Source organism: Aeromonas sp. WP2-W18-CRE-05 (genome assembly GCF_014168615.1).
In the GTDB taxonomy this organism is placed as follows: domain Bacteria; phylum Pseudomonadota; class Gammaproteobacteria; order Enterobacterales; family Aeromonadaceae; genus Aeromonas; species Aeromonas caviae.
Genome location: NZ_AP021917.1, coordinates 792,045 through 805,033, shown reverse-complemented (window position 1 = coordinate 805,033; position 12,989 = coordinate 792,045). Strand labels below are relative to the sequence as shown.

The 12,989-nt window shown below is 61.0% G+C and carries 11 protein-coding genes; 4 read left to right on the top strand and 7 right to left on the bottom strand.

Translation table 11 applies throughout. The features are described 5' to 3' along the window. Positions 1-23: 23 nt before the first annotated feature. Entirely contained in the window at positions 24-464 is a 441-nt protein-coding gene (yfbV, locus tag H7R73_RS03945; protein ID WP_029313829.1) for a terminus macrodomain insulation protein YfbV, read from the bottom strand. A 301-nt stretch (positions 465-765) separates the two neighbouring features. On the opposite strand from yfbV, the gene H7R73_RS03940 reads away from it, so the two are divergent. Then, a complete protein-coding gene (locus H7R73_RS03940) occupies positions 766-1,968 on the top strand; it encodes an acetate kinase (protein WP_010673162.1) in 1,203 nt (400 codons plus the stop codon). Positions 1,969-2,038: 70 nt separating this feature from the next. Next, positions 2,039-4,192, top strand: a complete 2,154-nt coding sequence (gene pta / locus H7R73_RS03935) for a phosphate acetyltransferase (RefSeq protein WP_041211116.1) — start codon at positions 2,039-2,041, stop codon at positions 4,190-4,192. 467 nt (positions 4,193-4,659) lie between these two features. Here the strand turns inward: pta and ilvN are convergent, their stop codons facing one another. The 6 genes from ilvN to H7R73_RS03905 form a co-directional block, all read right to left on the bottom strand. Then, positions 4,660-5,154, bottom strand: coding sequence for an acetolactate synthase small subunit (gene ilvN, locus H7R73_RS03930; RefSeq protein ID WP_010673160.1), 495 nt, complete (start codon positions 5,152-5,154; stop codon positions 4,660-4,662). Next, positions 5,154-6,872 (bottom strand): acetolactate synthase 3 large subunit, encoded by a 1,719-nt coding sequence (locus H7R73_RS03925; RefSeq protein WP_010673159.1) that lies wholly within the window; start codon positions 6,870-6,872, stop codon positions 5,154-5,156. The genes ilvN and H7R73_RS03925 overlap by 1 nt, the downstream gene beginning before the upstream one ends. A gap of 390 nt (positions 6,873-7,262) precedes the next feature. Beyond that, the gene (locus tag H7R73_RS03920; protein ID WP_010673158.1) at positions 7,263-7,415 is read right to left on the bottom strand and encodes a hypothetical protein; all 153 of its coding nucleotides are present in this window, start codon (positions 7,413-7,415) and stop codon (positions 7,263-7,265) included. A 35-nt stretch (positions 7,416-7,450) separates the two neighbouring features. Beyond that, entirely contained in the window at positions 7,451-8,560 is a 1,110-nt protein-coding gene (locus tag H7R73_RS03915; RefSeq protein WP_029313827.1) for an MJ1255/VC2487 family glycosyltransferase, read from the bottom strand. Beyond that, positions 8,557-9,060 carry a phosphatase PAP2 family protein gene (locus H7R73_RS03910; protein ID WP_010673156.1) on the bottom strand — a complete coding sequence of 168 codons (504 nt, stop codon included), beginning with the start codon at positions 9,058-9,060 and terminating at the stop codon, positions 8,557-8,559. The genes H7R73_RS03915 and H7R73_RS03910 overlap by 4 nt, the downstream gene beginning before the upstream one ends. Positions 9,061-9,185: 125 nt before the next feature. Beyond that, complete coding sequence (locus H7R73_RS03905; protein WP_010673155.1) at positions 9,186-9,809, bottom strand: TetR/AcrR family transcriptional regulator; 624 nt, start codon at positions 9,807-9,809, stop codon at positions 9,186-9,188. Positions 9,810-10,214: 405 nt separating this feature from the next. Between H7R73_RS03905 and leuA the strand changes: the two genes are divergently transcribed. Next, positions 10,215-11,777 carry a 2-isopropylmalate synthase gene (gene leuA, locus H7R73_RS03900; protein WP_103260766.1) on the top strand — a complete coding sequence of 521 codons (1,563 nt, stop codon included), beginning with the start codon at positions 10,215-10,217 and terminating at the stop codon, positions 11,775-11,777. Positions 11,778-11,887: 110 nt separating this feature from the next. Continuing rightward, the gene (gene leuB, locus H7R73_RS03895; protein ID WP_041211114.1) at positions 11,888-12,973 is read left to right on the top strand and encodes a 3-isopropylmalate dehydrogenase; all 1,086 of its coding nucleotides are present in this window, start codon (positions 11,888-11,890) and stop codon (positions 12,971-12,973) included. The last annotated feature ends 16 nt before the right edge of the window (positions 12,974-12,989 follow it).

Below are 12,989 nucleotides of genomic sequence, written 5' to 3'. Positions count from 1 at the left end.
GTCGTCAGTCTGACTTCGGAAAGTCATTCGTAGAGGAAGGATTTGTCCAGCTGCTTGAAGGCGGCGTTGAGGGTATCGGCCAGCTCTTCGTAGCGGGGACGGGCCACCAGCTGACGTTGACCGCCCTGCTCGTTCATCTTGCCGTTTATCTCCCGATACCAGGTGGCGAGGGAGGGGGGCAGCCGGGTATCGGCGCGCTGGCCGAGCCAGTAGTACCCTTGCAGCGGCAGGCTGAGCAGGAAGAGCACGGACGCCATCACGGAGGGCCAGTAATGAAGCTCGCCAAACTGGAACTGCACCATGACGCTGAGCACCGCCAGTGCCGGGATCACCTTGAGGGCGAATTCGGTGGCCTTGATCACCCGATTCTCCGGGAACATGGAATTAAGCTCGGGACGGCGCGGCCAAAGAGTCATATAATGACGGCCTTGCTGTAATTTAGTTCCAAAAATGTTCATGCTCATGCTACCTCCGAGCTCTTTTCGAACGCATTAACGGCAAAACCTCGACAATATTTGAGAGGTAATAACAAAGGTTGAGGATGACTTTGTTATTTTTCAACAATCAGGTTATCCTTTGTACGCCCATTTTTAAGCTGGGGCACGGCCACTGACCAGTCAGGGACGTCTGAATTTCGGGTCTTGTATCACTATACAAGGGGCAAGCAACAGATTGCCAACCCTCATAAGGATAAGTTGATAGTTTTTGGACGCACCGCGTCCGGCGCATCCTCCAACCCAACCCAATCTGCGATAGGATTTATTCATGAGTAAGCTGGTTCTTGTTCTTAACTGTGGCAGCTCGTCCCTGAAGTTTGCTGTCATTGACGCAACCACCGGTGATGACCTGCTGTCCGGCCTGGCCGAATGCTTCAACCTCGACGACGCCCGCATCAAGTGGAAGCTGAACGGCGAGAAAGGCAACGCTGATCTGGGTGCCGGTGCCGCTCACCAGGAAGCGCTGGACTTCATCGTTCACAAGATCCTGCCGCTCAACCCGGAACTGTCCAAGAACCTGATCGCCATCGGCCACCGCGTGGTACACGGCGGCGAGCGTTTCACCTCCTCCGTTCGCATCTGTGATGACGTCATTGCCGGCATCGAAGCCGCCATTCCTTACGCACCGCTGCACAACCCGGCTCACCTGATCGGTATCCGTGCCGCCCTGAAGGTCTTCCCGGAACTGGCCGAGAAGAACGTCGCCGTGTTCGACACCGCCTTCCACCAGACCATGCCGGAAGAAGCCTTCCTGTACGCCCTGCCGTACAAGCTCTACAAAGAGAACGGCATCCGTCGCTACGGCGCCCACGGCACCAGCCACTACTACATCAGCCTGGAAGCGGCCAAGCAGCTGAACAAGCCGGTGGAAGAGCTCAACATCATCAACTGCCACCTGGGCAACGGCGGCTCCGTCTGCGCCATCAAGAACGGCCAGTCCGTCGACACTTCCATGGGCCTGACCCCGCTGGAAGGCCTGGTGATGGGTACCCGTTCCGGTGACATCGATCCGGCCATCATCTTCTTCCTGCACGACAAGCTGGGCATGAGCGTTGCCGAAATCAACACCATGCTGACCAAGGAATCCGGCCTGCAGGGTCTGACCGAAGTCACCTCCGACTGCCGTTTCGTTGAAGACAACTACGACAGCAAGGAAGAAGCCAAGCGCGCCATGGACGTGTACTGCTACCGTCTGGCCAAGTACATCGGTGCCTACGCCGCCGCCATGGACGGTCGTCTGGATGCCGTGGTCTTCACCGGTGGCATCGGCGAGAACTCCGCCCCGATCCGTGAGATCACCCTGAACAAGCTGGGCCTGCTGGGCTTTGACGTCGACCACGACGCCAACCTGAAGGCTCGCTTCGGCAAGGGCGGCGAGATCACCAAGGCTGGTTCCACCAAGGCCCTGGTTATCCCGACCAACGAAGAGTGGGTCATCGCCCACGACGCGCTGGAACTGGTCGGCGCATAAATTAGCTGTAGAGCAAGGCCGCCCCAGGGCGGCCTTTTCCTGATCCCAAAAAATGAACAAGGGGTAATAAGTGGCACGCACTATTATGCTCATCCCGGTCGGCACTGGTGTCGGCGTAACCTCCGTGAGTCTTGGCGTCGTTCGCGCCATGGAACGTCACGGTGTCAATGTCAGCTTCTTCAAACCGGTCGCCCAGCCGCGTCCGGGTGAAACCGGTACCGAGCGCTCCACCGCCGTGATCCGCGCCGCTGCCAACATCAACCCGCCCGAGCCGTTCGCCCTCTCCTACGCCGAGAACATGATCACCTCCAGCAACACCGACATCCTGCTGGAAGAGATCGTGGCCCGCTTCGAAGAGCACGTGAAGACCAGCGGTGCCGAAGTGGTGGTGATCGAGGGCCTGGTTCCGACCGACAAGCAACCCTTTGCCAACAAGCTGAACTACGACGTCGCCAAGGCGCTGGACGCCGACATGGTGTTCGTGACCCATCCGGGCAACGACTCCAGCCAGAAGCTCAAAGAGCGCATCGAGCTGGCCTGCTCCAACTTCGGTGGCGTCAACAACCCGCGCATCGTGGGCTGCGTCATCAACAAGGTGGGTGCCCCGGTTGACGAGCACGGCGTGACCCGTCCCGACCTGACCGAGATGTTCGAAGCGCACCACCACGGCGCCGATACCGGCCACAACCTGGAAGTGCTGCAGGTCTTCGGCAAGAGCCCGCTGCGCATCCTCGGCTGCATCCCCTGGAACACCCAGCTGATCGCCCCGCGCGCCAAGGATCTCGCCAAGCACCTGGCCGCCAAGATCATCAACAAGGGTGAGCTGGAAAGCCGCCGCCTGCAGACCGTGACCTTCTGCGCCCGCTCCATCCACAACATGATCGAGCACTTCCGTCCAGGCAGCCTGCTGGTGACTTCCGGCGACCGCTCCGACGTCATCGTCTCCGCCTGCCTCTCCGCCATGAACGGCGTCAAGCTGGGTGCCTTGCTGCTGACCGGCAACTACCATCCGGAACCCCAGGTGATGGCCCTGTGCCAACAGGCCATGGCCACCGGTCTGCCGATCATGATCACCGGCACCAACACCTGGCAGACCGCCGTCAGCCTGCAGAACTTCAACGTCGACATCCCGGAAGATGACCGCGAGCGTATCGAGCTGGTGCAGGACTACGTTGCTGGTCACATCGACAAGCACTGGATCGAGTCTCTCTCCGCCAAGTCCACCCGCTCCCGTCGCCTGAGCCCGCCGGCCTTCCGCTATCAGCTGACCGAGCTGGCCCGTCAGGCCAACAAGCGCGTCGTGCTGCCGGAAGGGGAAGAGCCGCGCACCATCAAGGCGGCCGCCATCTGTGCCGAGCGCGGTATCGCCCGTCCGGTGCTGCTGGGCAACCCGGACGAGATCCGCCGCGTCGCTGAACAGCAGGGCGTGATCCTGACCGACCGCGTCGAGATCATCGATCCCGTTGCCGTACGCGAGCGTTACGTGGCCCGTCTGGTCGAGCTGCGCAAGAACAAGGGCATGACCGAAGTGGTTGCCCGCGAGCAGCTGGAAGACAACGTGGTACTGGGTACCATGATGCTGGAGCGCAACGAGGTCGACGGTCTGGTATCCGGTGCGGTGCATACCACTGCCAACACCATCCGTCCGCCGATGCAGATCATCAAGACCGCCCCGGGCTCTTCCCTGATCTCCTCCATCTTCTTCATGCTGCTGCCGGATCAGGTGCTGGTCTACGGTGACTGCGCCATCAACCCGGATCCCACCGCCGAGCAACTGGCCGAGATCGCCATCCAGTCCGCCGACTCCGCTGCCGCCTTCGGCATCGAGCCGCGCGTGGCCATGATCTCCTACTCCACCGGCACCTCCGGCGCCGGCGCGGATGTGGAGAAGGTGCGTGAAGCGACCGAGCTGGCCAAGGCCAAGCGTCCCGACCTCATCATCGACGGCCCGCTGCAGTACGATGCGGCCATCATGGAGAACGTCGCCAAGTCCAAGGCACCGAACTCCCCGGTTGCCGGCAAGGCCACCGTGTTCGTGTTCCCGGATCTGAACACCGGCAACACCACCTACAAGGCGGTACAGCGCTCCGCCGAGCTGGTCTCCATCGGCCCCATGCTGCAAGGCATGCGCAAGCCGGTCAACGACCTCTCCCGTGGCGCCCTGGTGGACGACATCGTCTACACCATCGCCTTGACCGGCATCCAGGCAGCCCAGGCCGAGTAATCGACCCGCAGTCCGATGCAATGAAAAACCCGCCGAGAGGCGGGTTTTTTTATGGCTCGCGCCCAGAAATGTTGATCAGCAAGATCAGGTCGGGATCCCGTCCGGATCTACGGACAGATCCGCGTTCCGCCCTTGGCAAGGCACGAGGGATAAGCAAACGCTCACACCCTCGCCAGGGGATTGCACAAATGCGATCCAGCCAGGATCAAATTGAAATATCCTTTTAAGATCATGCAACTAACGCCAGACACACCGCTAATCTACAGAGTTTTCCACAGCTTTTGTGGATAGTTTACCGATCATTTGAAAGAAAATGACAGGTGAAGACCCTCCCTTCTCCCTTCTCTTTCACCCCCTCGATAGCCCCCTGATGCTGTGGACTGCATCCCTACCAGCGCCCCCACGCTGCCAGACACGAAAAAGGGCTCCGAAGAGCCCTTGAACAGCTATTTTCACATCCGGCCACATCAGGGACGCAGGGATTTGTCCGCCCGGGAGATGCCGCAGACACCGGAGCGCACCACTTCGATGATCTCGTTGGTCTGGGCAGCCGTCTTGATGAAGGCGTCCAGCTTTTCGCTGGTCCCGACGAGCTGCACCGTGTAGAGCTCGGGGGTGACGTCGACGATCTGGCCACGGAAGATGTCCGCCAGCCGCTTCAGTTCGTCACGGGCACCACCGGCGGCGCGCGCCTTGACCAGCGCGATCTCCCGCTCGATGTGCTCCCCTTCGCTGAGATCGCACACCTTGAGCACGTCCACCAGCTTGTGCAGCTGCTTCTGGATCTGCTCCAGTACCCGCTCATCCCCCATGGTGACGATGGTCATGCGGGACAGGGTGGGATCCTCGGTGGGGGCCACCGTCAGGGTCTCGATGTTGTAGCCGCGCTGGGAGAAGAGGCCTACCACACGGCTCAGGGCACCGGATTCGTTCTCCAGCAGAACGGAAATTATATGTCTCATCAGGTTCTCTCCGTCTTGCTCAGCCACATCTCGTCCATGGCGCCAAATTTGATCTGCATCGGATAGACGTGCTCGTCCGGATCGACCGAGATGTCCATGAACACCAGTCTGTCCTTCATGGCAAAGGCCTTCTCCATGGCGCTCTCCAGCTCCGCCGGATCGCTCACCGCGATGCCGACGTGGCCATAGGCTTCCGCCAGCTTGACGAAGTCAGGCAGGGATTCCATGTAGGAGTGGCTGTGGCGGCCACCGTAGAACATCTTCTGCCACTGCTTGACCATGCCCAGCGCACGGTTGTTGATGGAGATGATCTTGATGGGCACCCCGTACTGCATGCAGGTAGAGAGCTCCTGAATGTTCATCTGCACCGAGCCGTCGCCGGTGACGCAGCAGACCACGGCTTCCGGGTTGGCAAACTGGGCGCCCATGGCGGCGGGAATGCCAAAGCCCATGGTGCCGAGACCGCCGGAGTTGATCCACTGGCGCGGTTTGGCAAACGGGTAGTAGAGGGCGGCAAACATCTGGTGCTGGCCCACGTCGGAGGCGACGAAGGCCTCCCCCTTGGTCACCTTGTAGAGAGTCTCGATGACCTGCTGCGGCTTGATCAGGGTGGGATGGGTCTCGTAGGCCAGGCAGTTGCGGGAACGCCACTGGTTGATCTGCTCCCACCAGTCCGCCAGCGCCTGCTTGTCGTTGTCAAAGCCGCACTCGCGGATCACTTCCAGCATCTGTTCCAGCACGGTTTCCACCGAGCCGACGATGGGCACATGGGCCTGTACCGTCTTGGAGATGGAGGTGGGGTCGATGTCGATGTGGACTATGGTAGCGTTGGGGCAGAACTTGGCTACGTTGTTGGTCACGCGATCATCGAAGCGGGCACCCACGGCGAAGATGAGATCCGCGTTGTGCATGCTCTTGTTCGCTTCGAAGGTACCGTGCATCCCCAACATGCCGATGAATTGCGGATGGGTGCCGGAGAAGGCGCCCAGCCCCATGAGCGTGGTGGTCACCGGCAGGTTCAGCAGCTCCGCCAGCTTGGTCACCAGGTGATCCGCATTGGCGTTGATGGCGCCGCCACCCACGTACATGACCGGGCGGCTCGCCTCGGTCAGCAGCTTGGCAGCCCGCTTGATCTGACCCTTGTGTCCGGCCTTGGTCGGATTGTAGGAGCGCAGGGAAACGGACTCGGGATACTGATAGGGGAACTTCTCTTTCGGATTCTGCACGTCTTTGGGCAGATCCACCACCACCGGCCCCGGGCGGCCACTGGCGGCAATGTAATAGGCCTTCTTGATGGCCTCGGGAATGTCGCTGGCTTTCTTGCACAGGAAGCTGTGCTTCACCACCGGGCGGGAGATGCCGATCATGTCGGTCTCCTGGAACGCATCCTCCCCGATCATGCTGGTCGGCACCTGGCCGGACAGGATCACCAGGGGAATGGAATCCATGTAGGCGGTGGCGATCCCCGTGATGCAGTTGGTGGCGCCGGGACCCGAGGTCACCAGCACAGTGCCCACCTTGCCGGTGGAGCGGGCATAACCGTCCGCCATGTGCACTGCGGCCTGCTCATGCCGCACCAGGACATGCTCCATCTTGCCGTTTTCGAAGAGAGCGTCATAGATGTCGAGCACTGAGCCACCAGGGTAGCCGAAAACGTGCTCAACTCCCTGATCTTCCAGCGCTCTAACCACCATCTGGGCGCCTGATAACATCTCCATGATAAAGCCCTCCAGGCTTTGCTCCGTTAAGCGAAAGCTATCGACAGTCCGCTGCTTCCCGGCAGCGCCGATCCGAGTCTTGTTGTTGTCTGCAGGCAGATCAGGCGAGTTCGGAGCCGTCGATAGTAGAAAAATAGGGGTTTTCCATCATTCACCCGAAAAGCGGGTGAAAAACCAACTTAACCCGCCCGTGAACGCTTGTCCACGGCTTTGTCTGGCCATAACAGTCATAAATTTCAAACAGCTATTAACATTCAGTGACTTGGCCACCAGACGGGCAACAAAGAGGGGCCCTGGGGGGAACAACCAGCGGATCATGCTGCCCGCGTCGGTGAGGAACAAAATAAACGGCCCACCCCGAGGGGGTGGGCCGTCAAAAACTGGCTGGTTTCACTGCTCGTCTTCGGGTTCTGCCAGCCAGATCTGCTGATCCGGATCCGTCTCTTCGCAGACCGAAATGCTGACACCCATGTCGAGCAGCTCATGCAGGGTGAGATTGTCTGCCAGGGTCATGGTGTCGCCGTTTTCATTGGTAAAGCGCATGGTGTCCGTCCTCTCCGTGGTGGGATCGACTCAGTTTAGTCAAAGGCGCTGAGTTGGGATAACCAGGGACGCTCTTGGCCGGTACGGCTGGCAAGCTCCCCCAGGCTGTCACACACCTCCTCCGGAAAGAGAGTCCTGCCCCAGAGGCGGCGGGAGAGCGCCCCCACCTCCTCCCCGGCCCCGGCCAGCAACCAGTCGGCCAGCTCTCCTGCCACATCGGGATAGCGTACCCTGCCAGGAGAAGGGGCCTCCAGCCAGCTTCGCACCGCATTGGCATCCAGGCTGTCCATCAACTGGGCCAGCCCCATCAGCTCCAGGGTCCTGCCGTTGGTCAACTGCTCGAACTGGCCACCCAGGGGTTTGACCAGCAGCTTCTTGCCAAGGGAGAGCGCCTCGGAGGCAAGCTCGAATCCCGCATTGCTGATGACCCCGCGACAACCGGCCAGCGCCAGCTTGAACCCCTCTCTTGCCTGAGGTTCAAAGCGGATGTTGCGCCACTCGCTGCGCTTGCGCACCTCGGGATGGAAGCAGATGAACGACTGCGTGCTGAAACGCGACAACAGGGCCGCGATCGTCTCTGTCTGCTCGAATGGCAGATAGACCAGGATCTGCTGGTTGTCCGGCACCGGCTCGAGGGGATCGACGATGGGAGGCAGCAGGGGCTGGCCGAAATGGAACCAGTGCAGTCCCAGGGACTGGCGTACCGGCGCAAAATGGCGCATCAGCTGGCGGTTGAAGCCGCTCTCTCCCCAACGTGGGATCGGCCAGTCGAAGCTCGCCTGATGGCTGATGGTGAGGCTGGGTTTGCCCCAGCGGCGAGCAGCATGGGCACTGAGCGGCTCGAAGTCGCTGATGACCAGATCGTACTCGCGACAATCGAGGGCACGCAGATCTTGCCAGAAACGCAGGGGAGAGAGTCCCTTGAGAGTGCGCCAGCCCGAGATGCGCCCCTGATGGCTGGCGAAAGTGATACCGGGGAAGGTGCGATAATCCCCGAACTCCCCCATCTCGAAGTAGCCGTCGGCGGCGCGCCCGCTGAACAGATAGTCCACCGCCACGCCCCTGCTCTTCAATGCGCGCGCCAGGGTCCGGCTACGACTGATGTGGCCGTTGCCGGTCCCCTGAACGCCGAACAGTATCCTCATCCCTGGCTCCAACCCAGCGCCCAGAGGGCGCAACCACCGCCAAGCAGCGCCCCGGCCACCAGATCACTCAGATAATGCACCCCGAGCAGCAGGCGGGACGCCCCCACCAGCGCGGCCCAGACAAACAGCAGCGGTGCCCAGAGCGGGAAACTGGCGGCCACTACGGTCGCCATCAGAAAGGCGGCCGCAGTATGGCCAGAGGGCAGGCTGTAACGATCCGACGGGGTGATGAAGACAGGCAGCCCTGCCGGGCGCTGGCGTTTGAGGGCATTCTTGAGCAGCAGGTAGAGCGGCAACTCGAGGGCAAACGCCCAGAGCGCCACCCTGACCGCCTCCTGCCCGGCGCTCCCCTGCCACCAGAGCAGGCAGGCCGCCACGGCATAGAGGGGGCCGTCACCGGTACGGGAGACAAGCCGGCTTATCCTGGCCTGCGGCTGATTGTAGGGGTGGAGCAGGCAGACACGGCACACCCGCAGGTCCCATTGCTGGATCTTGTTCATCACGGCCCTCCCTTGCATCCTGAGTGCAGACTAGGAGGGCGGCATGACACTTCGTTGACGCCCAGATAACAGATTGATGAAAAAAAGGGCCCAGGGGCCCTTTTTCATCCGTCATCCCGAAAAAGTCAGTTCAGGGCACCGCGCAGGCCGTTTTCCATCAGGCGGCAGTTGTGGGCCGCGAGGCGGCTCATGAAGTGCTCGTCCACCGTCAGACCAAACACCTGTTCGTAGAGATCCTTCATCACGAAAGGCTGCCACATCATGCTGAGGAAAGAGATCTTCAGCATCTCGGGGTCCAGGTTGTCCGCCAGCTGGCCGTTGGAGCGCATGGATTCGAGCAGGGCATCGAACTGGGGAAGTTGGCGATCCAGCAGGCGGCTCAGCACAAAATCACGCCCCGGGCTCTTTTCAGTGGACAATGCGCTGGAGATGGCGGAAGTCAGCTCGCTGTTGGGCGCCATCACCTGATAGTAGGTGTTGAGCAGATCGGTCAGGCTGCGGTTGCTGCTCTCGTCGTGCCAAGCTTGCTCAAGGGGCTCGGCCACATCCCCCAGCACCGCCTTGTAGAGGCCTTCCTTGCTGCCGAAGTAATAGTGGATCATCGCCAGATTGGAGCCTGCCAGCTCGGCAATCTCGCGGGTCGTCACCTTGCTGTAGGGGGTGTTGAGAAAACGTTCGCGTGCGGCGGCAAGCAGCTTGTCACGAATGTCGGAACGTCCGACTGGACGGCCAGGTCTGCGTTTTTCCATGGAATACCTCAGATAATTCAGCAAGGGCTGATAAGTCGATCTGATTGTGCGGGTGATCGAGTACAGCAGGAATGACCAGATAATCAGGCATGAACCGAATATGGGACAAGAGAATTTGCACTCCTTTACAATCCGATTAAATAAACCAGTGGATTGAACCTGTCCATTCCGGTTGACACAGCATAAAAATCTCGTTATTGGTAGTAGCGTTATCGACTGGAAGGATTGAGACATCATGCGTATTGCCGCTCCGCTACTACTGCTCTCCCTAATCGCGACTCCTCGCGCGGGATCCTTGTAGCCGGGCTAAGGCATAGCCGGAATTTACAGAAACCCGTGCACCCCGCACGGGTTTTTTTATGCCATGCAGGATGCACGCAGCGAACTTAGGAAGAGGGAAGTCACATGTCAGATCGGGTCATCATATTCGACACCACCTTGCGTGATGGTGAGCAGGCGCTGTCGGCCAGCTTGACGGTCAAGGAGAAGCTGCAGATCGCCCAGGCGCTGGAGCGGCTCGGTGTCGATATCATGGAAGTGGGTTTCCCCGTCTCCTCCCCCGGCGATTTTCAATCGGTTCAGACCATCGCCCGCCACATCAAGAACAGCCGGGTCTGCGCCCTGGCTCGCGCCCTGCAAAAAGACATCGATGCCGCCGGCGAAGCCTTGAAAGTGGCAGAGGCGTTTCGCATCCACACCTTCATCTCCACCTCCTCCATCCACGTGGAGAGCAAGCTGAAAAAGAGCTTCGAAGACGTGCTGGAGATGGGGGTCGGCGCCATCAAGCACGCCTTGCGCTACACCGATGACGTGGAGTTCTCCTGCGAAGATGCGGGCCGCACCCCGATAGACAACCTGTGCCGCATGGTGGAAGCCGCCATCAAGGCCGGCGCCCGCACCATCAATATCCCGGATACCGTGGGCTACACGGTGCCGACCGAATTCTCCGGCATCATCCACACCCTGTTCAACCGGGTACCCAACATCGACAAGGCCATCATCTCGGTGCACTGCCACGACGATCTGGGCCTCTCGGTGGCCAACTCCATCAGTGCCGTGCAGATGGGGGCCCGCCAGATCGAGTGCACCATCAACGGCATCGGCGAGCGTGCTGGCAACTGCTCCCTGGAAGAGGTGGCAATGATCCTGAAGACCCGCGCCGACCTGCTCGGGGTACACACCAACATCCGCCACAGCGAGATCCACCGCACCAGCACCCTCGTCAGTCAAATCTGCAACATGCCGGTGCAGCCCAACAAGGCCATCGTCGGCGCCAACGCCTTCTCCCACAGCTCAGGCATCCATCAGGATGGCGTGCTCAAGGCGAAGAACACCTATGAAATCATCACCCCCGAGAGCATCGGTCTCACCCAGAACAACCTCAACATGACCTCCCGCTCCGGCCGCCACGTCATCAAGCACCGGATGGAGAGCATGGGCTACGCCGAGAGCAGCTACGACCTCGACGATCTCTACGCCAAGTTCCTCACCCTGGCAGACAAGAAGGGCCAGGTGTTCGACTACGACCTGGAGGCCCTCGCCTTCTTCAGCCAGATCCACGAGGAGCCCGAGCACTTCAAGCTGGAGTACCTCGGCGTGCAGAGCGGCAGCTCGGTGCTCGCCACCGCCTCGGTCAAGCTCAAGGTAGGCCAGGATCTGGTGTGCGAGGCCGCCACCGGCAACGGCCCGGTGGATGCGGTCTACCAGTGCATCAACCGCATCACCGGCTACGAGATCCGCATCGATAAATACGAACTCAAGGGCAAGGGCGAGGGCAAGAACGCCCTCGGCCAGGTGGACATCGTCGCCGAATACAAGGGGCGCAAGTTCCACGGCATGGGGCTGGCCACCGACATCATCGAATCCTCGGCCCAGGCCCTGGTCCACGTGATCAACAGCATCTGGCGCGCGGATCAGGTGGCCGAGCAGATGGAGCGCAACAACCCCATCAAATCGGAAACCGTCTGAGCCCGCCGCCGGACAAGATGACAGCATGACATGGGGAGACCGGGGCCAGGGCAGTGGCCCGGACCGGCCTCCCGGATGAAACGGAATCACACTATCAAGACGGAGAGAGTATGAGCAGTTATCGGATCGCAGTATTGCCGGGTGACGGCATTGGCCCGGAAGTGATGGCAGAGGCCATCAAGGTACTGGAAAAGGTGCAGACCAAATTCGGCTTCTCCCTCGACTATGACCGTCACGACGTCGGCGGCATCGCCATCGACAACCACGGCACACCGCTGCCCCAGAGCACGATCAAAGGCTGCGAAGCGGCCGATGCGGTGCTGTTCGGATCGGTCGGTGGCCCCAAGTGGGAGCACCTGCCGCCCAACGATCAGCCGGAGCGCGGCGCCCTGCTGCCCCTGCGTGCCCACTTCAAACTGTTCTGCAACCTGCGCCCGGCTCGCATCTACACCGGTCTGGAGCAGTTCTCCCCGCTGCGTGCCGACATCTCCGATCGCGGCTTCGACATCGCCTGCGTGCGCGAGCTGACCGGCGGCATCTATTTCGGCCAGCCCAAGGGGCGTGAAGGGGAAGGCGCCACCGAGAAGGCCTTCGACACCGAGGTGTACCACCGCTTCGAGATCGAGCGCATCGCCAAGATAGCGTTTGAATCGGCCCGGGTGCGCAAGGCCAGGGTCACCTCCATCGACAAGGCCAACGTGCTCGCCTCCTCCATCCTGTGGCGCGAGGTGGTGACCGAGGTCGCCAAGTCCTACCCGGACGTGGCCCTGAACCACATGTACATCGACAACGCCACCATGCAGCTCATCAAGGATCCGTCCCAGTTCGACGTGCTGCTCTGCTCCAACCTGTTCGGTGACATCCTCTCCGACGAGTGCGCCATGATCACTGGCTCCATGGGCCTGCTCCCCTCCGCCAGCCTCAACGAATCCGGCTTCGGCCTGTTCGAGCCGGCCGGTGGCTCGGCCCCGGATATCGCCGGCAAGGGGATTGCGAATCCCATCGCCCAGATCCTCTCCGCCGCCCTGATGCTGCGTTACAGTCTCGGCCAGGAAGCCGCCGCCCAGGCCATCGAGCAGGCCGTGGCCCAGACCCTGGCAGAAGGCTATTTCACCGCCGACCTGCATCAGGCCAGCGCCACGCACCCGGTGCAGAGCACGGCCGACATGGGCAGCCAGATCGCCGCGCGCATCTGATCCCACGGCATCGATA